The sequence below is a fragment of the Psychrobacter sp. M13 genome (assembly GCF_030718935.1).
GTDB lineage: Bacteria > Pseudomonadota > Gammaproteobacteria > Pseudomonadales > Moraxellaceae > Psychrobacter > Psychrobacter immobilis_G.
Genome location: NZ_CP132194.1, coordinates 796,919 through 818,058, shown reverse-complemented (window position 1 = coordinate 818,058; position 21,140 = coordinate 796,919). Strand labels below are relative to the sequence as shown.

Sequence of the window (21,140 nt, the reverse complement as noted above, 5' to 3'; positions counted from 1 at the left end):
ATATTCTTATTATTTGCTATTAGTTACAGTCGCTCAAACCCCACTCGCCTGCTTGGCAAATAGCCGCATTAACGGCTTGATTTTGCTAACCGCTGACATGCCTTCATTGCGGATTTGCTGAATAGGACGGGTTTGTGCCAGCTCGCCTGCGAACAGCCAGTTCAATGCTGAGAAGCTATGCATCATCAGACTATTATGCGGACGACGCGCACGTTCATAAGTGCGTAAGGTTTGACTTGCGCCCCACATCGTGCTACCACTACGAGCAAAGTCATGCTCTAGCTGCTCATATAAAGCTTGTACGTCTAACATACCTAGATTCAGCCCTTGTCCTGCCAGCGGATGTACGCCATGCGCAGCGTCACCTATTAATACTAAATTATCAGCGACATAAGACTTGGCTTGCTGAGCGGCTAACGGAAAGCTAGCGATAGACTCAATTTGATTAATATCTCCTAGCTCATAAGTGCTAGCGGCAGCGAGTTTGTCCGCGATAAAGCGTGGCGATTCGTCTAAGAGTGCTAAGGCTTGATTACGTGGCAGGGTCCACACCACCGACTGCCAATGTTGCGGATTAGCTTTATCTTCATCGGTTATATCTGCTAATGGTAATAATGCAAGCGTTCCTGTAGGCAACATCGCTTGACGCGCAGTGGCTTGATGTGGCTTAGTCGTTTGAATCGCACAGCAAATCGCCGTTTGCTTATAGTCCAGAGTATCTAGACCAATGCTTGCTTGCTTACGTACAAACGAGCCACGACCATCAGCACCGACGACTAACGCGGTCTTGATAACTTGGTCATTATCTAAGCTGACGCTATATCCTTGCTGTGCGCCAAGCCAGTCCATTGCCACGACCTTATGACCTGCAATTACTGTTAGATAATCGCTGACATCACTACCGCATAAGCGTTGGCTTAGCGCATGTTCAATGACGAGTGGCTCGACCATACTACCGAGCATTGGCGCATGATTATTATCATCATTAGGCTCACCAAATAGCAATTCGCCAATACCATTCAACTGCCAGACCTGCATTTGCGAGTAGTCTGCTTTGCGTTTTGACGCGGTTATCTTTTGCCATGCGCCCACGTCTTTTAGTAGCCCAATACTCGCTAGGCTCAAGGCATAAACCCGAGCATCACGCTGACTTAATGCTTTATTCCAAGTCGCTTCATCACGACTAGGTGCAGCATCGACTAGGGTTACTGGACTTTTGGCTTGTGCTAGTTTTAGAGCGAGTGTCGCGCCGACAATGCCGCCACCGATAATAAGAGTATGTGGGGTTTTCATAAGTTATCCTTTGAGCTTTTCTATTTTTATAAACGTATTAAGACTTCAATCCCATCGCATAAGTGGCAACTAATGGCTTGATATTAGGTAATTTATCAAAGGCCACTAGCGCTACATTACGCGCCAGCTTAATCGCAGGATTCGGATGAGTAAAGCCGTGTACTACTGCATCACAAAAGCGAATGACGCGTTTTTGATCGGTTTGGCGACTTTTTGCATAGCGTTTTAATAAGCTAATATCACCGATATCAGCGCCTTTCATTACTTGCGTACTCATCATTTGCGCCAGTACGTGCGCGTCACGCATACATAAATTAAAGCCTTGTCCTGCCACTGGATGTAGCGTGTGCGCCGCATTACCCATAATCACACAGCGACCATCGACTTGTGATTTGGCTAGCACACGAGTCAACGGATAAGCACCGCGACGACCTGCCGCAGTGAATTTGCCAGCACGCTCGCCAAAAGCTTGTTGCAACGTCGCCAAAAAGTGCACGTCATCTTCTAAATACTGCTGCTCCTCCCCAGTAGGACAGACCCAGACCACTGAACGTCGATGACCTTTTTGATAGTCGTCATTGCCATCACCATCAGGATCCGTCAATGGTAATACAGCTAGTGGACCTGCTGGGCTAAAGCGCTCAATCGCAGTATGCTCATGTGGCATAGAAGTCTCGACTACCCCAACGATAGCCGTTTGCTGATAGTCATAAGTGCTAATGCCGATGTCTAATAGCTGACGTATATTGGAGTCGCGCCCATCACAAGCAACCAGTACACTGCCCTGCAACTGCTGCTCATCTTCACTACCATTATAGTAACTAAACGTCAGGGTGACGCTGTCGCTCTGCTGACCAATAGTGACCACTTCAGCATTATCTATAATCGTAATCAAAGGCTCGTTTTGCGCGGCTAATAATAGCTTACGTCCTAACCAAGCGTTCTCCATAACTTGCCCAAAGGATTCAACACGCTCATCTTTTTTATTTAATTGCGCCTTTCCAAAGCTACCTTGCTCACTAATCTGCACCGCATCAATACGACAAGCATGACTTTGTAGCTCACTCCATAAGCCTATCTCTTGATAAATCTGTACCGTACGCCGTGACAAAGCGGTATTGCGACTGTCCAAATAATGGCTACGGCTGCGATCATTCTCAGGACCGATCTCAGGATAGCTGTTTTTTTCCAGCAACGTACTGGCGATACCGTGATGCGCCAATAGCAAGGCAAACGATAAGCCGACATGACCGCCACCGACGATCAGTACTTGCTGATCCGTCAATTTAGCACTGTCTTCATCAGCATGATGGCTAGATGAATTATCAGCCGTTATAAAATCAGAATTTTGCATCATAAGTCCTATTATAAAATGAATAAATGTCACTTATCATCGTTATATTACGATTTTGAATAGGGTTGTTGAACCACTATAAACTGGTTAATAGAGTAGCATAGATTGGCTTTTTTTCTGTGCGCTTAACGCTACTGAACAGCCTTTAGCATAGCTTGTGAGGTGCTCTGCTCTTAAGTAATATTATCATCAAGCTGAGTGGTTGCAATCTATATACAAAATGGCGTTGTTCAACACAGCTCATAGCTTGAAATTTAAATATTATCAACCATAATGAAAGTAAGATATTCATTCACCTTAACCTTATAACTTAATAATCATTTTATCTATTTAGCCTGCTTTATTAGGCAAACACCATAAGGATAATCGCTTGACTGACTCTATGAGCCGCCATGTAATCTTTGAACACCTCACCCAAGCTCATCTTAAAACCATGCTTGGCGAATATAATAACCATCTGAAATATGTCCAAGATCGCCTCGATGTAAAAATAAGCCAACGTCAAAGTGACTTTTGTGTCAGTGGTGATATTACGAACATTGAGCGCGCAGAGCGTATCTTATACAAGCTGGCTGATGAGGCGCAAAACTCTAAAGACATTAGCGCTGAAGAGCTACATCTTATTATTCAGTCTAGTATCTCACGTGACCAAGATATCGCTGATGACAGAATCGCCAAAAGTGCTGCTAAAAATGCGGATAAGAATAAGAAAAAAGGCGCGGCTTTCAATGAAGAGGACTCAGATGGTACTGACGGAGAGAGCGTCGATGACTTTACACCAATTAGTTTGCGCACTCGTAAAGGTAGAATCATCCCACGCGGTGGTAATCAGCAACGCTATGTTAAAGATATCTTAACCTCGGATGTATCTTTCGGTATAGGCCCTGCGGGCACAGGTAAGACTTATCTGGCGGTCGCTTGTGCGGTCGATATGATTGAGCGTAATGAGATTGAGCGTATTTTACTGGTACGTCCTGCGGTAGAAGCGGGCGAGAAATTAGGCTTTTTGCCAGGTGATTTAACCCAAAAGATCGATCCGTATTTGCGTCCACTATATGACGCACTCTACGAGATGATCGGCTTTGAAAAGGTTGCCAAGATGATTGAGCGCCAAGAGATTGAGATCGCGCCACTCGCTTATATGCGCGGGCGTACTTTAAATAACTCGTTCGTGATTTTGGATGAAGCGCAGAACACGACGCCTGAACAGATGAAGATGTTTTTGACTCGGTTGGGCTTTGGCTCGCGCGCCGTCATTACAGGCGATATCTCACAAGTTGACTTGCCACGCGGTACCAAGTCAGGTCTGGCGCAAGCGATGGAGATTCTAAAGGATATCGAAGAGATTCGCATTACTAAGTTTGACTCAAAAGATGTGGTACGCCATCAATTGGTACAGCAAATCGTTGAAGCTTACGATATGTTCGATGAAGAGCAATTGATACTACAAGAGAAGCAAAAGCGTGAGCGTATCGCTGAGCAAGATCGCCGTGCTATTATGGCTAATGCGGCGGCTAGATTGTAGTTTTACGTTCGAGTATAGCTTTTTAAAAATAAAAACCAGACCTTTGTTAGTCTGGTTTTTATTTTACGGTCATAAATTGTATAGTCATAAAACAAAGTTACAATATCATGAGACACCTATCTATATTTTAAAGCGAATAATACGATTATGAATAACAATGTAAGCGGTAACCAAATAACCATCAGCGCCAATGAAAATAGTGACGATAACCTGCTCACCGACCTCTATACCGAACAAACGATACAAGCTGCGCTAACAGCGACTTTGGAATACGTAGATGCCCATATCAAAGATGGCCTTGAGCTACCCTACTTTGCAGAGGTCAGTAATGAGCTGTGGCAATCTAAGCCTAAAGCATTAGATGTTTATATAACTGATGTTATAGAGGGTCGCGAGATAAATATGGAGGCGCGCGGCAAAGATTATGCTACTAATATTTTGTCTTATCCCAGCGAGATACCAGCGAGTGTTATTGAGCTGATGCCGACTGTCCCTTTGGGGGAATTGATTATCTGTCATGACGTGCTAGTGCGTGAAGCGGACGAGCAAAATAAAGCCCTAGCGCAGCACATTACCCATTTATTGATACATGGCATATTGCATTTGCTAGGCTTTGATCATGAGATTGGACAAGCTGAACAGGAGCAGATGGAGCGCTTTGAGATTGCTATTTTAGAAGGATTAGGCTTAGCTAACCCTTATTAATAATAAACTCAGCATCAATAATCAATCTTTAGTCACCGGTATCTTTAGTCATCGGTATCTTTTGTGATTGATCCATATTTGTTATCATCTGATCCAAGCCTTTGATATGCACACTACGCTGCGGGAAAGGAATATCGATTTTTTCACTGTCAAATACTTCTTTGAACTGTTCGAGCAAATCACACTGCATTGACCACCAATCAGCGTTAGTCGTCCAAACATTCAAGGTCAAATCAACCGAGTTATCACCCAAATTAGTCACTCGTACGATAGGCTCTGGATCGTTAAAAGAAACAGGATTCTCGATAGCTAGCTTTAATATTAGATCTTTGGCTGTTTTAATATTAGCATCATAGCCGACACCGATAGTGATATCGACACGTCGATTTGGGAGAGCAGTATAATTAACAACGGCTGAGGTAGTGATGCTACTGTTTGGAATGATAACGTCATGGTTATTGATAGTAGTTAGATGGGTATTGACCAAAGTAATCTCACCAACCGTGCCTGTATAACTACTGATTTGCACATAATCACCTTTTACGAAAGGTTTGAAGGTGACAATCATGATGCCCGCGGCAAAGTTTGATAATTGATCTTTTAGCGCAAGACCGATAGCCACTGCTGCGCCACCCAAGATTGCGACTACTGAGGTAGTATGCACGCCCACTTGATTGAGTGCGGCCAACGCCACTACGACCATCATCACGCCATAAATCAAACGACTTAAAAAGTTAGCGGCGGTCACATCTAAGTGACTACGCACCATGATTTTATTAATGAAAGTAGTAGCTTTTTGTGCCAGCCAGCGCCCGACGATAAATATCGCAAGCGCAATCAGCACCTTAAATAATAAGCTCAAAGCGCTATCTGTCAAAGTAGCGACATCTATCGTAAATCCTAAAAATTCCATAGTAACTATTACTCTTAGTTTAAAACGTGTTGAGGCGTATTGACGCGCTGCAATTCAGTGGCTAAATATTCAATCGGTGCTATCATAACATGCAGGCTAATTAGACGGCTACAGCTGCTACTCGCTTTATATTCAGCGCTGCTAATTCTTTAGCTATCAGCAGTGCTCATTTGCAAAGAATTCAACACGCCCTAAATATTAGTGTCGTCTTTGTTGTTAGAATGTTTAGCTGATTTGCTACAATGAACCTGCATCAGTTTTGTGTCTAACCGTTTTGCTATATAATAATTTTTCTTACTGCTTTGCGACTGTCAGCAAATCTGCCAACAATCGACTACAAGGATTAACCGCTTGATCTATGATAACCGTGACGACCTAAATAGCACCGATAATGCAAGCTATAGCCGTGGCAAGCGTGGTAGCAAACGTAGCACTGATACCCTAAACGAATTTGATGATTTTATCGAAACGCTAGGCTATCGATTTAGTGAGTCTTTTACCAAGGGCTGGGATAGCCTTACCCAATCTCTCAAAAACCTATATGGCAAAACCACTGACAAAATCGAAGATGAAATCGCCCTGCCAGTGGCACAAAAGTATGTTAATGATGCGCTGCAAAAGTTCGTCACCGATAATGTTAATGCTATTTTGGAGATACGAGTTGAGCTACATGAAAAGTGGTTTCGCCTGTTTTGTACGATCAATGTTGCGGGTATTTACGTCGAAGTTGCTAGTAACTTTAGGCTAGTGCATGTGCAGATAGATCGTAACGTACAGCGCTTTGTATTTGGCCAGCTCACCTTTACCGATGTGCTTAATTTACGCTGTGAGTCCTTTGTCAAACGCCAAGGCATCAAGCTTGCGGTTTGGTTTTATCACAAAGTGCTCAAAAAAGACCCCTTAGGCGTGATCTTAACTTATATCAATATCGCCCGTGCTAAAGAAGACATTATATATTTAGATATTCATCGCTGGCTGAAGAATAATGAAAAAATCATGAGCACCTTGCATAAAGTGCAAGTGAACTACGGTGAGGTTGAAGAAGAGCAGTTGGTATTAAAAACTCAAGTCAACTATCGTGATTTATTAGGCGGCAGTAATGGCGATAACATCATTAGCGAAAAGGACAATAACAGCAATAGTGACAGTACAGTTGACGTCATTGATGCTGATAATAAAAAACAGGCGGAGCAAGTACAAGCGGACTATTATGGCGGCGAGGCAGAGCCTGAGATGATGAAAGGTCCGATCAACCCAATTGGTGATGCGACTGAACCTAGTAAAGAAGCTTAAGCTTCTTTACTAGGTAAAAAATCCACCAGTATGTAAACAATAAAAAGCCGCAATTTTTCTAAGATTAAAGACAGCTTGCGGCTTTTTGGGTCTATATTGGACTATTAACTCATCAAGCAAGCTTACCAATAATTCTCAACCGCAATATTTCCCTCTCCGCGACGATTCATCACAAAGCCTAAAGTTTTCAGGGTCTCCTTAGTATCCTCTACCATATCAGGATTGCCACAGAGCATGACATGAGCACTGTCCGTGTCCAAAGATATACCTGCCCGCTCCTGCAAGCTATTATCCAATAAAAGCTTAGGCAAGCGCTCGGTCAAAGCGCCCTCCATCGGCTCGCGAGTCACTATCGGTACGAATATCAGCTTAGCAGGATCATCAACTAAAGCACCAAAATCTGCCTCCAGTTGCTGAATTTTATCTAAATAAGCTAGCTCTTCTATGGTACGTGCACTATAAGCCAACACGATATGCTCGTAATCTTGCCACGTTTGCAAGTCTTGCAGCATAGATAAAAATGGCGCAAGCCCTGTACCTGTGGCTAATAACCATAAATCTTTGGGTTCAGGCTTCTGATAACGCGCTAAAGTTAAAAACCCAAACGGCATTGTATTTAGTAACAGCTCATCACCGACTTGCAAATGCTGCAACTGCGAGGTAAACGCGCCATCAGGAATCACAATAGAGAAAAACTCTAGCACTTCATCGAAAGGTGATGACACAATAGAATAAGCGCGAAAGATGTCCTCATTAACTGCTTCATCAACGGCTGACTGTTCATTATTTTTGTAATATTGCAGCTGGCTCGGGTTGACCCCTAAGCGTACAAACTGCCCTGCGGTAAATTTGAAGCTATCGGGACGGGTGACGGTGAAGCTAAATAAATTAGGTGTCCAAGTGGTCTTACTAAGCACAGTCACGCTTTGAATATTGTCACTCATAATAGTTATCACTCATAATCGGTAGTCAGTTTTGATAATTATATTCGGGTACTTGATTGCTAATCATTAGTCATGCGGTCGTAAAAACTTAAATCAACTCACTTTGAAATGAAACAGTAAAAATCAAAAAGGCCAGCCTGCGCTAACCTTTGTTATTGATCGACTGTTATTGATAACAGCCTAAAATCGATTGAACTTTAAAAACTTTAACTTACCAAATACGAGCCAATGTAGACCATTCGATCATCGTACTTGGTAAGATGCCAAAGTACACAATGACCAAGGTAACCGCAATCACCATAATACCACCAGTGCGCACACCCCAATGCCCTACTACGTCAAACTCGATAAACTGTTTAGGTCGCTTAAAGAGTGTTAGCATCACTCGCAAGTAATAGAACAGTCCGATAGCACTACCGATAATAATCATCGCGGCTAAGAACCACTGTACGCCTTGTACCGCTGCAAATATTGCAAATAATTTGGTAATAAAGCCTGCGGTCAGTGGAATACCTGCTAGAGATAACATCATAATAGTCATCGAGGCTGTCAATACAGGACGACGCCAAAAAAGACCTTGATAATGAACTAACTCATCCGCCTCACCCGAAAGCCTAAACGGACTAGACATCAAGGTTACTACACCAAAAGCACCAATAGAGGTAAAGGCATAAATCGCCATATACATTGTCGAGACGCTATCAGCACCAGGGCCAATACTGACGATAATAATCAATACATAACCCATGTGAGCGATAGATGAATAGCCTAGTAAGCGCTTAAGATTGGTCTGGCGTACGGCTAATAAGTTACCTACTAAAATAGATAAGGTTGCCATCACTGTGATTAGTATTTGTACTGAGGGCAGCGCCAATAGCTGCGTATCAAGTAAAAATCGAATGGCCAAAGCCATCATGGCCACTTTGGTCACCGAAGCTAAGTAAGTCGCAACAGGTGCAGGTGCACCCTCATAGACATCAGGCGTCCAAATATGAAACGGCGCAGCTGAAAGCTTAAAGGCAATACCGAACATCATCAAGGCTGTTCCCAATACCAGTAGCGGTGACTGATACATAGTCGCCAGCTGCAAGCTAATAGATTTAAAGCTCAGTGAGCCCACTTGCGCGTAGATAAAGGCCATACCCATAAGCAGAGTCGCTGAGGCGGCAGCTGATAGCACCAAATATTTCAGACCTGACTCAAGCGATTTGCTACGTAAAAAGGTATAGGACAACATACCGTATAAGGGTACAGATAATAGCTCTAAGCTCACGAAGAAGGAGGCCATGTGTTGCGCGCAAACCATTAAGAGCGCACCAACTGTTGACAATAGCATGAGCAAATATAGCTCATCTTTATTGTCGCTATAACTGACCATATAAGCATAAGAGAGCGTACAACAGGCCAGCGCACAGATAAAGATAATGAGCATATTGAACTGCGCAAAACCATCGACTGCAAATAGCTGACCAGCCTCTAACAATACAGGTGCACTTTCTATATAGCCTGTCATCTGACCGATCAAGATAAACAGACCGATATTGAGACCAACTACTGTGATCGTGCCCGTGATAAAGTGCGAGCGCTTAATAGCAATGGCAATCATTACTATCAGCACGGTAATCGATACGGCAATTACTGGTGCATAAGGCATCAGCCCCATCAAATCATTCATCATAGACTCATTCATGACTTAACGTGCCTCCATTGCATCAAGCAGTTGTGACGCATCGACTTGAGTGATTTCACTATAAATATAAGCATTATTGATCCACTGCATCGCATGGCTTGAAGTATCTAATATTGGCTGTGGGTAAAGCCCAAGCCATACTAAACCTACTGCCAACACCAGCAATAATGATATCTCGCGCCGTCCTAAATCTTTTAGGCGCCGTTCAGGTAGACCATGATCTTTGGTTTCACGTCTTGCAACTTCTTTGGTAGTATTAGCCCCAAATAGCGCTCGATACACTAGTAGTAATGAATACAAGCCTGCTAATACTAAGCTGAATGTCGCAAATACTACAAACACAGGATACTGAGCAAATGAGCCAAATAAGATCATAAACTCACCAATAAAGTTACCTGTACCAGGGATACCTAATAGCGCAGCACAAAAGAACATCAATAGCGGCGCATAGTAGCGAAACTGCCCCCACATACCACCCATCACAGTGATATCGCGCGTATGCAAGCGCTCGTAGAGCTGACCTGCCATAATAAATAGCGCCGCTGAGCTAAGACCATGTGCGAGCATCTGTACCATCAAGCCTTGTAAGCTAAGCAACGTTCCTGCATAGATAGCTAAGACGATAAAGCCCATGTGCGAGATACTAGTATAGGCGAGCAGGCGCTTCATATCGGTCTGCATAAAGGCCAGCCACGCGCCATAAAAGATGCCGATAGTACCTAAAGTCATAGCGATTGGGGCAAACTCTTGCGAGGCTGCTGGGAATAACGGCAGTACAAAACGAATCAAACCATAAGCCGCCGTCTTAATCAGTACCCCTGCCAAGTCAACTGAACCTGCTGTTGGCGCTTGCGCATGCGCATCAGGTAACCATCCATGAAACGGGATAATCGGTAGCTTAACCGCAAAGCCAATAAAGAAGCACAGCATAATCGGATATTCCCAGCCACCCATAGAGGTGCCTAGTAAATCATTATAATTAAAGCTATAGCGACCTGTTTGCGCTTGACTGAACAGCACCAGTAATAAAATACCGATAAGCATGATCAGCCCTGAGAGCTGAGTATAAATAAAGAACTTAGTCGCGGCGTACTCTTTGGTTTTGCCACCGACCACATCATGACCCCAAATAGCAATCAAGAAGTAGATAGGAACCAGCATCATCTCCCAAAAGAAGAAGAACAAGAACATATCAATGGCCATGAAAACGCCAATGACCCCACCTAAACTCCATAACAAGTTTAAGTGAAAAAAGCCGACTCGGCGTTGGATCTCATTCCAAGAACAAGCAACCGCTGCCACACCCAAAAGACCAGTTAAAGCGACCATTAGCAACGACATACCATCCATCGCTAGATGAAAGCTGATACCTAGTCTTGGTATCCACGGCACGCTAAATTCTGCAAACCAAGGGGCGCTCGCTTGTGGATCAAGAACGCGATCACTCATACCATTGAAGTTGCCATACTGCCATAGCACTAAAGACAACCCAAAGGTCAGTATCATACCAATCAGAGCGATCCAGCGCGGCAAGCGCTTATTATGACGCTCAACCAACCAGCATAATAACCCTGCTATAAATGGAATGGCAATCAGTGCAGGTAGCATCCACGTTTGTTGTAACTCTATCATCTTATACCACCGTCATCATTACCAGTACCAAGAGTACTGCCATTCCCAAGCCAAAGCTTGTAGCATAGCCTCGAAGTGACCCTGTTTGCGTTTGTGATAATATTTTATTACCTGCTGATGCCAGCGCTGGTAATATCAACCAAGTCTTATCAACGGGATCAGTTTTGAACAAGCGACCAATCAATAAAAAGGGTTTTACAAACACCAAATCATACAACGCATCAAAACCCATACCGTGGTAGCACCAATAGTATAAGGCTCCACCAATACTGGAGCGCTTGAAGCTAGCCAATAGGCGACCTTTGTTAACCACATATAGCAAGGCAGCTACTACCAAACCTGCTGCTAGTGCACCCATCGCAATGTACTCAGCAGTGTGTTTGCCATGCGCATTGCCTGCAACTTCTAATAAGTGCCCAACGCTCTCAGGTAGGACGCCTTGTAATGGTGGCACAATCAATGCACCTACAGCAGTGGATAGTACTAATAACACACTCAGCGGCAGCCAGTATGAAACACCAGATAGCTTATGTGCTGGGGTTTTCTCTTCACCAAAGAACACAATCCAAATCATGCGGAAAGTATAAATCGCCGTTAAGAAAGCACCAAATACGCCCATATAGAATAGAACTTGATGACCTGTGGCATAAGCTTCCCATAGGATTGCTTCTTTTGAATAAAAACCAACCGTCACCCAAGGTATCGCGGCTAATGCACCGCCACCGATGATATAACACCAAAACACTAAAGGTATTTTCTTACGTAAACCGCCCATTTTAAATATGTTTTGCTCATGATGGACTGCGAGTATCACTGCGCCTGATGACAAGAATAACAATGCCTTAAAAAAAGCATGGGTCATTAGATGGAAGATAGCCCCTTGCCAAGCACCAACGCCAAGCGCTAAGAACATATAACCGATCTGACTCATTGTCGAGTAAGCAAGAATACGCTTGATATCGGTTTGCGCCAGCGCACAAAACCCTGCAACCACTAGCGTTAGCGCGCCAACGCCGCCAACCCAGTATAATAAAATACCTGGCGTCAGCTCAAATAAAGGATGCATACGAGCGATCAAATAAACGCCCGCAGTGACCATAGTCGCAGCATGAATCAGTGCCGATACTGGCGTCGGACCTGCCATCGCATCAGCCAGCCACGTATGTAGTGGCAACTGGGCTGATTTACCCATAGCACCACCAACCAGCATCATCGTCGTCAAAATCATAATTGGATCATTGACGCTGAACATCTCAGGCGCACGCGTGATAATCTCTTGGATGTTAAGCGTACCAAATTCTCGGTATAGCAAGAATAGTCCAAAAGCTAAAAACACATCACCAACACGAGTTACCGTAAAGGCTTTCATCGCTGCGCGACCATTGGCGCGATCTTCAAAATAAAAGCCAATCAGTAAATAGGAGCAAATACCAACGCCTTCCCAGCCTAAATATAACAGCAGCAAATCATCTGCCAATACTAATAGCAACATACTGGCGACAAATAGATTCATATAGCTAAAAAAGCGTGCAAAGCCTGTATCACCTTTCATGTACCAAGCAGCAAACAGATGAATCAAAAAGCCGACACCTGTGATAACGCCAAGCATGGTTAAGGCTAAGCCATCGAAGCTAAGTCCAAACGTCGGCGCAAAGTCACCGACTTGCATCCAAGTCCATAAAGGGACAGTTATTACGGTACCCGCAGGATAAGTGCTCAAAAAAGTAAAGCTGGCAACTAGCGTACAAAGAGCGGATAGCGCCATGCTACCAACCCCTACTAAGCCGGCCACTTGTTCTGTTAACTTGTCACGCATAAAGGCCAAAATTAAAAAGCCTATCAGCGGAAAGATAAAGGTTAAGGGTAATAAACTCATGATTATCCCCTCATCTCATTGGCGCTATCGACATCGAGATGCCCGCGTCTATGGTAAAATTGCAGTAATAATGCCAGACCAATAGAGACCTCAGCCGCTGCTAAAGTCAAGATGAAGATAAACATAATTTGTCCATCTGGATCAACCCAGCGACTACCCGCTATCACAAAAGCTAGAGCGGCCGCGTTCATCATAATCTCAAGGCTCATTAGCATAAATAAGAAGTTACGTCTGACCATTACCCCACAAAGACCAATAGCAAATAAGATACCTGCTAATATTAGTCCGTGACTCATAGGAATCACGCCTAATACGTTTTGTACCTGAGCGGCAGGCTCTATTAAGCCTACTACCTCATGGGCAAACGGTACAGTTGCCACCTTTGCGGCTACGCTTGCTGCTTGCAGCATTAGTCTGACTCCTTACGCGAGATAGGCTTGTTTTGTGACCTATCTGCTAAATTATCTGTCGCTCTGCCGACTGACTTGTCCACCGACTTACCTACATAATCATATGGGTCAACGTCTTTATACTTATAAGGCTTAGCCATCTCAACGCCGTCAATCGTATCACCAGCAGTATTGTGATCATATATCTCAATACTGCCAACGCTTGGCTGAAAACTCAAACTATCATTACCGACGATCTCATCATCGATAGACTCTTTGCCCAGATGATAAGCGGCAACTAGGGCTGCTAATAGTAATAATGCGGCGATCTCCACTAGCAAAACGTACTTGCTAAACAGTACAGTACCGACTACCTTGGCAGGAACACTTATCCCACCAATCATCGGAGTATTTACGGTATCTGCACTGTCAAACCCGACCATAGCAAACATGATGACCGCAATAATAACCGTCAAGCCTGTCGGTATTGCCCAAGTTTTAGCATCTAGCCAACGCTCTTCGCGAGCGTCATTCGCCATACCTAAATTGAGCATCATAATGACAAAGACAAAAAGAATTAGAATTGCCCCAGCATAAACGACAATCTCAAGCGCTCCTGCAAATGAGGCACCGATGATGAAAAAGATACCCGCGATAGCCAGTAAAGTAACTATCATTGATAAAATAGCATGGACGGGATTGGCAAGGATAATGACGCGTAAACTGGCAAATATAGCCACTGCACTCAAAGCATAAAATCCGACTAGCTCAGGGTTGTTCATAAAACTCATCATGGCAGCAAGCTCCTTAGATCAATAGGTGCGGCCTCATTTTGTGCGGCACCTTTTGGTTTGTCTGCCAATGCCATACCAGATACTCGATAGTAGTTATAATCAGGATATTTACCTGGGCCTGATATTAGTAGATGCTCTTTTTCATAGACCAGATCTTGACGCACGTACTCACCCATCTCAAAGTCTGGGGTCATCTGAATAGCAGTCGTTGGACACGCCTCTTCGCACAAGCCACAAAATATACAGCGTGAGAAGTTAATCCGAAAAAACTCAGGATACCAGCGTCCATCTTCACGCTCCGCTTTTTGTAGGGAGATACAGCCTACAGGACAGGCAACGGCACATAGATTACAAGCCACACAGCGCTCATCACCATCAGGATCACGAGACAAAATAATTCGCCCGCGAAATCTTGGTGGTACAGGCACAGGGACTTCTGGATAAAGAATAGTATCGCGCGGTCTGATGGCATGGCTATTGACCATCCACATACTACGAATAATAGTATAGAACCCAACAACGATCTTTTTTATACTAGTGAACATGAGTTTATTATCCTTATTAGCGCAATCCTGCTAATTATTACACTATCGGTGTTGGAAAGAAGATTAATATAACCGCGGCCGTAATTAATAAATTAATTAAAGTTATCGGCAAGCAAACTTTCCAACCAAAATTCATCACTTGATCATAACGCGGACGCATCAAGGAGCCACGCGCCAAAATAAACAACGTCATAAAAAATAGCGTTTTAATCATAAACCAAAATACAGGAGGCACAAACGGAATATCTAAATTGAACGGTGGCAGCCAGCCGCCAAAGAACAGACAAGTCATCAACGCTGATATCAGTACTACGTTGACATATTCACCGATAAAGAACATGCCAAACTTCATGCCAGAGTATTCAACATGATAGCCCTCGGCAAGCTCTTGCTCCGCTTCTGGCTGATCAAAGGGATGTCTGTGAGTGACTGCCACCCCAGCAACGACAAAGGTTAAAAAACCAAAGAATTGCGGAATAATGTACCAGCCGTCAATTTGCGATTCGACAATGACTCGCAAGTTGAATGAGCCTGATAAAGCAACCACACCCATCAAAGATAAGCCCAAAAATACTTCATAGCTAATCGTTTGCGCCGCTGAACGTAGTCCACCCAATAAAGAAAACTTATTCGCAGAAGCCCAACCGCCAAACATCACCGCATAGACTGCCAGTCCCGCCATAGCAAAGAAGAACAGAATCCCAATATCCCAATCTGCAACACCAAGCGTAGGTGAAATCGGAATAATGGCAAATGAGGCCAGCGCGGTAAACATCGCGACCGCAGGTGCCAATGTAAACATAAACTTATCAGTAAAGTTTGGCGTCCAATCCTCTTTGAAGAAGATTTTGAGCATATCTGCGACCAATTGTAGTGAGCCAAAAGGCCCTACTCGATTGGGGCCATAACGATCCTGCCAAAGCGCTAGCATACGGCGCTCATAAACAATCATCATTGCAGCGACAATAACGACTACTAAAAAGATAACCAGTGATTGTACAACTAAGAATAGTATCGACCAGCTATCAAAGCTCATTGTGCCGGCCAAAAAGCTTGGCACATCAGGGATAATACGAGTAAACGACATATTACACTTCCTGTATGCTAGTTGAAGCGGCAGAATCTATCGCATCTGTCGTCATTTCATCTATTATATCTGCCACTGGTACAGGCGCAGCTACTCGGCGCACTGAAGCTGGCATTGAGGGATGAATAATAGCAACTTGACCGACAGGATAACCTATACAGCCTTCTGCCAAATAAGGCACTACTTGTATAGGTAGGACTATCTGATGATTATCAACAGTAATCTCTAAATAATCACCTGTAGCCATATTCCAGTTGCTAGCATCATCAGTACCGATGCGCCAAGTCGCCACAGGTAATTGCTCAGCGACGATGGGACTTCTTGATGCCATCATAGAGCTGGCATAAATATTATAGATAGGTACAAGCTTGGCTTGGCCTTGGTCTATATCCGTCGTAGATATAGTGCTCACTTCTGGCGCTACATATTGACGAGTCGCCAGACGCTTTGACTGATCAAACAGACGGATACCTGGGTCACCGTTCTTCAGGCTACCACCGACTTTGTCTTGATATTTATTCCAAGCTTGTGGTGAGTTCCAGCCAGCAGCACTGGCGAACGGAATCATCGAGCTTGGCGTTTGTGTGCCACTATAACCTTCCATAGAGAAAGTCAAAGCGGTATCCCAATCTTTGGGCTGCATAGGCTCATGCACTGATATCGGTGAGCGCATAGCGGTACGGCCTGAATAGCGGCGCGGTTCACGGGCAATTTTAAGCCCTGTAATCCGATAATCAGCATCAGGAGCGGCGTCTTTTATACCCGCAAGTTTTGGATGAGTCGCGATTAATGCGCTAATCACATCATCGAGTTGCAGCCAATCGATAGATCTATCCATCAGGCTGCTATGCACTGCATGCAGCCAGCGCCAGCCTTCTTTTATATTACTGGTCGGATGATAGTAGTTATTATCATAGACCTGAAAGAATCGCTGGGCACGGCCCTCGCTTGAGACCAAAGTTCCATCAGCCTCAGCAAAGCTAGCCGCCGGCAGTACAATATCGACATCTTTGTGCCAGTCTAATAGCTGATGATCAAGTGCGATTACCGTTTTATCACTTAATAGCTGACTTAATTTTTGCGCATCGATAGCGTCAGTAAGTTGGTTCTCAGCGACTACGACTACTTCAAAGTCGGTTGCCAATAGCTCTTCAACCGAATGACCGCCGAGCATACAAACACCCATACTATTAGCATCAGTAACCGTTAAATAAATACTCGCTTGCGCACTGTAGTCAGCATTTTCCTCTTTAAGCTCTAAGCTATCAGCAGGCGCACGCTCAATATCATCTTGCGCATCTTTATTAGTACCAGTTTCAGGCTTAGCAGGTTTGGCTGCTAGTTCTTTATCCTCAGTAGGCTGAGCCGTCTTTGCTTGATCTTCAGCCGCGCGAACATTATCACCACGAACATTATCATTACGAACATGGGCATTATGCGCTTCTACTTGACCATGCTCAGTCGCTTTGATCGCGGTGCGCTTCTGGGTAAGTACCTGAGTAATTTGCGCTGCCGCTTCAATCATAGCGATAGAGGACAGGCTAGTGCCTGAGACGATAAGCGGCTTATCTGCTTGAATTAAATCATAAGCAATTTGCTGCGCCAGAGCTTGCATAGGATCTGCTTGCTGCGCGTTTTGCTCATTCGACAGCTTTTGAGGAGCTTTAATTTGAGTTAGATCATCTGCTAAATTAGCAATTTCATCAGCGACCTTAAATCCTAGCGCTGTAATGTCTTCAGGGGTTGCCACGATACTGACTTTACTGACATCATCGAGTTTAGTCTGACTCACATCAAGGATATAAATTGGACTTAATGCACCTTGACCGATACGCTGGACAGGTTCAGCTAACCAAGCTTGAGTTTTGGCAGCAGCGGCCATTTTGATCGCTTCGTTTTTGGCGGCTTGACGAATAGATAATGCCACTCTAGAGGATGTCTGAGTGATATCTTCGCCTAAAATCAGCACCGCATCATGACTCTCAATATCGGTCATGCCAGGGTTGTAGATACCCTCAGTGCTCAATACCTCAATGCATTTATTGACTAGCGCCTGCTGCTGATGATTGAGACCGGTTGAGAAGTTATCAAAACCTACTAGGCTTTTGAGGGCAAAGTTAGTCTCAAGACTGGCGCGTGGTGAGCCAATACCGATGACCTTTTTACCTTGCAAACGATCGATAGTTTCATCAAGCGCATAATTAAGACTGATTTTGACATGCTTGTCATTAATACGCTCAAGCGCTTGGGTAGGACGATCACTACGATTGACATAACCGTAGCCAAAGCGACCACGATCACATAAGAAGTAGCGATTTACCTCGCCATTATAGCGGTTTTCAATACGACGCAACTCGCCATAGCGCTCACCTGGTGAGATATTGCAACCGGCTGAACAGCCATGACAGATACTTGGCGCGTACTGCATATCCCATTTACGGTTGTAACGCTCTGAGTGAGTCTTATCCGTAAATACGCCCGTTGGGCACACTTCGGTTAAATTACCTGAGAATTCGCTCTCAAATTGGCCGTCTTCATCACGTCCGAAGTAGACTCGATTATTAGAGCCATAAACGCCTAAATCCTCACCGCCTGCATAGTCTTTATAAAAGCGTACACAGCGATAGCAAGCGATACAGCGATTCATCTCATGCGCAATAAAAGGACCAAGCTCTTGGTTATGATGAGTGCGCTTGGTGAAGCGATAACGACGATGATTGTGACCGGACATATAAGTCATATCTTGCAAGTGACAGTGTCCGCCCTCTTCACATGTTGGACAATCATGCGGATGGTTGGTCATCAGTAGCTCAATCATTGAAGCACGAAACGCTTTTGCCTCGTCATCAGTGACTGAGATGTACATATCATTGCTTGGCGCGACCATACACGACATTACAAGGCGACCGCGACCTGCTTCCATATCTTCTTTAGATTGGTATTGCTTCACCGCGCATTGACGGCAAGAGCCTACTGAGCCAAGCGCTGGATGATAACAAAAATAAGGTACGTCAATGCCGAGCGATAGACAGGCTTGTAGCAAGTTATCGCCACCATCTACCTCAACGGTCGTTCCATCAATATGTATGACTGCCATGGCGCTCTCCTTATTTTGCTACTAGCTGTTGACGGTCCGCAGCTTCGATGACATCACTACCAACCGACTGCGCAATCTTACTATCAAACTCAGGACGGAAGTATTTAAGCGCACTCATTAGTGGCTCCATAGCACCTGGGGCGTGAGCACAAAAAGTCTTACCAAGCCATAAGTCGCGTGTTAAGCCCTCTAGCTTTTCGACATCACCCAACTGCCCTTCGCCATCATTGATAGCTGTTAGCAACTTGACTCCCCAAGGCAGTCCATCACGGCATGGCGTACAAAATCCGCAAGACTCACGCTGAAAGAATATCTCTAAATTGCGTAGTAGTGGCACCATATCTTGCTGTTCATCGACTACCATAATCAGCCCTGTGCCCATACGACTACCAGCGGCTTGAATCGTATCAAAATCAACAACAGTATCTAGATGATCAGCGGTCAAAAAGTCAGTAGATGCACCGCCTGGTAACCAAGCCTTAAGCGTACGACCTTCCTGCATACCACCAGCGAAATCTTCTATAATCTCGCGCGCGGTATAGCCAAAAGGTAATTCCCATAGACCTGGGTCATTCACCAGTCCTGAACAGCCAAATAGCTTAGTGCCTGGCGTTTCAACTACGCCTTTGGCTTTTGGCAAATCCTGATACCACTCGCTACCATGTAAGATAATCGCAGAGACGTTATGTAAGGTTTCAACGTTATTGACGATCGTTGGACGACCCCATGCCCCAGCGACTTGCGGGAATGGTGGCTTAGTACGTGGATTAGCGCGGCGACCTTCTAAAGCATTGAGTAACGCTGTTTCTTCACCGCAGATATAGCGACCTGCCCCTGTGTGCACATGCAAATCAAAGCTAAAGTCTGAGCCTAAAATATTATCGCCAATTAAATTATTAGCACGCATCTCATCGAGGGCCGCGTTTAAGCGCTCGGCTGCCACTATATATTCACCGCGAATAAAAATATATCCTACGTTTGCTTCAATGGCATAAGCGGATATCAACATGCCCTCAATCAATTGAAATGGCAGGCGCTCCATAAGCAGGCGATCTTTAAAGGTGCCTGGCTCCATCTCATCAGCATTACAAACTAGATAGCGCGGCCCACCATCAGGTGGCGCCATCAGCGACCACTTGATACCTGCAGGAAAACCTGCCCCGCCGCGACCTTTTACTACCGCGTCTTTGATGGTCTTCATAGTAGTATCAGCGGACTGATTGAGCGCTATTTTTAACGCTTCAAAACCGCGCAATGACTCATAAGTCGCGAGATCAAGCACGGCATCATGATGCGCTAAACGCCACGTTAATGGTTTAGTCTCGCTAGTAGCCGTCGCTTTATCACCATAGACAGGGATGCGCTGCTCGTTTAGTTGGCTAGGTGCCAAGCCTCGTTGGCGTTGAGCGATTTGCTCTGCAACAGTTAAACTCATGCGTATAGCTCCAATAGTTGCGCGACCTCTTCAGGCTGCACAGGGCCATAAGTATCTTCATCGATCAAAACAGCTGGACCTTTGTCACAGTTACCTAGGCAGCAAATCGGCAAAATAGTAAAGCGACCATCAGTGGTAGTCTGACCGTATTCAATGCCTAATTCTGTTCTAAAAGCAGTCGACAACGCTTCATAACCTGTCAAATAACAGGCTACAGAATCACAAATAAGGATCACATGACGACCGACAGGTTGACGATAAATACGATTAAAAAATGTTGCCACACCATCGATATCAGTCACGGGGATATCTAGCAGGTTCGCGATAGCATTAACTTGAGCATCATCGATCCAGCCATTACGCTTTTGGACGATCTTTAACGCATCTAAGGAGGCGGCACGAGCATGAGGATAATGATGCATAAACTCATGAATAGCAGTAATCTCAGTCGCTGTCAAAATACTAGCTACATCGACCTTTGGCGCTTTATCAGTAACAATTTTCATAACTTATTTATATCCTTGACGCCTCATGCGACTCGCAGTATTCACAACCAGTATAATAATAT

Annotated in this window: 17 protein-coding genes; 3 read left to right on the top strand and 14 right to left on the bottom strand. The window is 44.6% G+C overall.

The window, feature by feature from the left end:
• Positions 1 to 33: 33 nt before the first annotated feature.
• Both Q9G97_RS03560 and Q9G97_RS03555 read right to left on the bottom strand, forming a co-directional pair.
• Positions 34 to 1,293, bottom strand: coding sequence for an FAD-dependent oxidoreductase (locus tag Q9G97_RS03560; RefSeq protein ID WP_305899728.1), 1,260 nt, complete (start codon positions 1,291 to 1,293; stop codon positions 34 to 36).
• 37 nt (positions 1,294 to 1,330) lie between these two features.
• Positions 1,331 to 2,578: an FAD-dependent monooxygenase gene (locus Q9G97_RS03555; protein WP_371747924.1), complete on the bottom strand. Its 1,248-nt coding sequence runs from the start codon at positions 2,576 to 2,578 to the stop codon at positions 1,331 to 1,333.
• A gap of 451 nt (positions 2,579 to 3,029) precedes the next feature.
• Between Q9G97_RS03555 and Q9G97_RS03550 the strand changes: the two genes are divergently transcribed.
• Together Q9G97_RS03550 and ybeY are read left to right on the top strand one after the other, a co-directional pair.
• Positions 3,030 to 4,172 (top strand): PhoH family protein, encoded by a 1,143-nt coding sequence (locus Q9G97_RS03550; protein WP_305900258.1) that lies wholly within the window; start codon positions 3,030 to 3,032, stop codon positions 4,170 to 4,172.
• 147 nt (positions 4,173 to 4,319) lie between these two features.
• Positions 4,320 to 4,877 carry an rRNA maturation RNase YbeY gene (gene ybeY, locus Q9G97_RS03545; protein WP_305899726.1) on the top strand — a complete coding sequence of 186 codons (558 nt, stop codon included), beginning with the start codon at positions 4,320 to 4,322 and terminating at the stop codon, positions 4,875 to 4,877.
• 28 nt (positions 4,878 to 4,905) lie between these two features.
• Here ybeY and Q9G97_RS03540 read toward each other — a convergent pair whose 3' ends face one another.
• The gene (locus Q9G97_RS03540) at positions 4,906 to 5,790 is read right to left on the bottom strand and encodes a mechanosensitive ion channel family protein (protein WP_305899725.1); all 885 of its coding nucleotides are present in this window, start codon (positions 5,788 to 5,790) and stop codon (positions 4,906 to 4,908) included.
• A 351-nt stretch (positions 5,791 to 6,141) separates the two neighbouring features.
• On the opposite strand from Q9G97_RS03540, the gene Q9G97_RS03535 reads away from it, so the two are divergent.
• Positions 6,142 to 7,083, top strand: coding sequence for a hypothetical protein (locus Q9G97_RS03535; RefSeq protein WP_371747903.1), 942 nt, complete (start codon positions 6,142 to 6,144; stop codon positions 7,081 to 7,083).
• 122 nt (positions 7,084 to 7,205) lie between these two features.
• Here Q9G97_RS03535 and Q9G97_RS03530 read toward each other — a convergent pair whose 3' ends face one another.
• From Q9G97_RS03530 to nuoE, 11 genes are all read right to left on the bottom strand, one after another.
• Positions 7,206 to 8,027 (bottom strand): ferredoxin--NADP reductase, encoded by an 822-nt coding sequence (locus tag Q9G97_RS03530; protein WP_305899724.1) that lies wholly within the window; start codon positions 8,025 to 8,027, stop codon positions 7,206 to 7,208.
• A 211-nt stretch (positions 8,028 to 8,238) separates the two neighbouring features.
• Positions 8,239 to 9,717 carry an NADH-quinone oxidoreductase subunit N gene (locus Q9G97_RS03525; RefSeq protein ID WP_201572386.1) on the bottom strand — a complete coding sequence of 493 codons (1,479 nt, stop codon included), beginning with the start codon at positions 9,715 to 9,717 and terminating at the stop codon, positions 8,239 to 8,241.
• A gap of 3 nt (positions 9,718 to 9,720) precedes the next feature.
• Complete coding sequence (gene nuoM / locus Q9G97_RS03520; RefSeq protein WP_305899723.1) at positions 9,721 to 11,349, bottom strand: NADH-quinone oxidoreductase subunit M; 1,629 nt, start codon at positions 11,347 to 11,349, stop codon at positions 9,721 to 9,723.
• Position 11,350: 1 nt separating this feature from the next.
• Positions 11,351 to 13,225 (bottom strand): NADH-quinone oxidoreductase subunit L, encoded by a 1,875-nt coding sequence (gene nuoL, locus Q9G97_RS03515; protein ID WP_305899722.1) that lies wholly within the window; start codon positions 13,223 to 13,225, stop codon positions 11,351 to 11,353.
• A 2-nt stretch (positions 13,226 to 13,227) separates the two neighbouring features.
• Positions 13,228 to 13,521 (bottom strand): NADH-quinone oxidoreductase subunit NuoK, encoded by a 294-nt coding sequence (gene nuoK, locus Q9G97_RS03510; RefSeq protein ID WP_201573727.1) that lies wholly within the window; start codon positions 13,519 to 13,521, stop codon positions 13,228 to 13,230.
• Between the two features lie 113 nt (positions 13,522 to 13,634).
• Positions 13,635 to 14,408, bottom strand: coding sequence for an NADH-quinone oxidoreductase subunit J (gene nuoJ, locus Q9G97_RS03505; protein ID WP_305899721.1), 774 nt, complete (start codon positions 14,406 to 14,408; stop codon positions 13,635 to 13,637).
• Positions 14,405 to 14,953 (bottom strand): NADH-quinone oxidoreductase subunit NuoI, encoded by a 549-nt coding sequence (gene nuoI / locus Q9G97_RS03500; RefSeq protein WP_305899720.1) that lies wholly within the window; start codon positions 14,951 to 14,953, stop codon positions 14,405 to 14,407. Before nuoI ends, nuoJ begins: the two co-directional genes overlap by 4 nt.
• 37 nt (positions 14,954 to 14,990) lie before the next feature.
• On the bottom strand, positions 14,991 to 15,989 hold the full coding sequence (nuoH, locus tag Q9G97_RS03495; RefSeq protein WP_371747923.1) for an NADH-quinone oxidoreductase subunit NuoH: 999 nt from the start codon (positions 15,987 to 15,989) through the stop codon (positions 14,991 to 14,993).
• Positions 15,990 to 16,041: 52 nt separating this feature from the next.
• A complete protein-coding gene (gene nuoG, locus Q9G97_RS03490) occupies positions 16,042 to 19,137 on the bottom strand; it encodes an NADH-quinone oxidoreductase subunit NuoG (protein WP_305899718.1) in 3,096 nt (1,031 codons plus the stop codon).
• A gap of 10 nt (positions 19,138 to 19,147) precedes the next feature.
• Positions 19,148 to 20,572, bottom strand: coding sequence for an NADH-quinone oxidoreductase subunit NuoF (nuoF, locus tag Q9G97_RS03485; protein ID WP_305899717.1), 1,425 nt, complete (start codon positions 20,570 to 20,572; stop codon positions 19,148 to 19,150).
• Positions 20,569 to 21,078 (bottom strand): NADH-quinone oxidoreductase subunit NuoE, encoded by a 510-nt coding sequence (gene nuoE / locus Q9G97_RS03480; protein ID WP_201572355.1) that lies wholly within the window; start codon positions 21,076 to 21,078, stop codon positions 20,569 to 20,571. Before nuoE ends, nuoF begins: the two co-directional genes overlap by 4 nt.
• Between the last annotated feature and the right edge of the window lie 62 nt (positions 21,079 to 21,140).

Bases quoted from the DNA above. Each gene is read 5' to 3' on its own strand.
- Q9G97_RS03560 (WP_305899728.1), bottom strand. From the start codon at position 1,293: ATGAAAACCCCACATACTCTTATTATCGGTGGCGGCATTGTCGGCGCG.
- nuoL (WP_305899722.1), bottom strand. From the start codon at position 13,225: ATGAGTTTATTACCCTTAACCTTTATCTTTCCGCTGATAGGCTTTTTA.
- nuoH (WP_371747923.1), bottom strand. From the start codon at position 15,989: ATGAGCTTTGATAGCTGGTCGATACTATTCTTAGTTGTACAATCACTG.
- nuoI (WP_305899720.1), bottom strand. From the start codon at position 14,953: ATGTTCACTAGTATAAAAAAGATCGTTGTTGGGTTCTATACTATTATT.
- nuoM (WP_305899723.1), bottom strand. From the start codon at position 11,349: ATGATAGAGTTACAACAAACGTGGATGCTACCTGCACTGATTGCCATT.
- ybeY (WP_305899726.1), top strand. From the start codon at position 4,320: ATGAATAACAATGTAAGCGGTAACCAAATAACCATCAGCGCCAATGAA.
- nuoF (WP_305899717.1), bottom strand. From the start codon at position 20,572: ATGAGTTTAACTGTTGCAGAGCAAATCGCTCAACGCCAACGAGGCTTG.
- Q9G97_RS03530 (WP_305899724.1), bottom strand. From the start codon at position 8,027: ATGAGTGACAATATTCAAAGCGTGACTGTGCTTAGTAAGACCACTTGG.
- nuoK (WP_201573727.1), bottom strand. From the start codon at position 13,521: ATGAGTCACGGACTAATATTAGCAGGTATCTTATTTGCTATTGGTCTT.
- Q9G97_RS03540 (WP_305899725.1), bottom strand. From the start codon at position 5,790: ATGGAATTTTTAGGATTTACGATAGATGTCGCTACTTTGACAGATAGC.
- nuoE (WP_201572355.1), bottom strand. From the start codon at position 21,078: ATGAAAATTGTTACTGATAAAGCGCCAAAGGTCGATGTAGCTAGTATT.
- Q9G97_RS03525 (WP_201572386.1), bottom strand. From the start codon at position 9,717: ATGAATGAGTCTATGATGAATGATTTGATGGGGCTGATGCCTTATGCA.
- Q9G97_RS03550 (WP_305900258.1), top strand. From the start codon at position 3,030: ATGAGCCGCCATGTAATCTTTGAACACCTCACCCAAGCTCATCTTAAA.
- nuoG (WP_305899718.1), bottom strand. From the start codon at position 19,137: ATGGCAGTCATACATATTGATGGAACGACCGTTGAGGTAGATGGTGGC.
- nuoJ (WP_305899721.1), bottom strand. From the start codon at position 14,408: ATGATGAGTTTTATGAACAACCCTGAGCTAGTCGGATTTTATGCTTTG.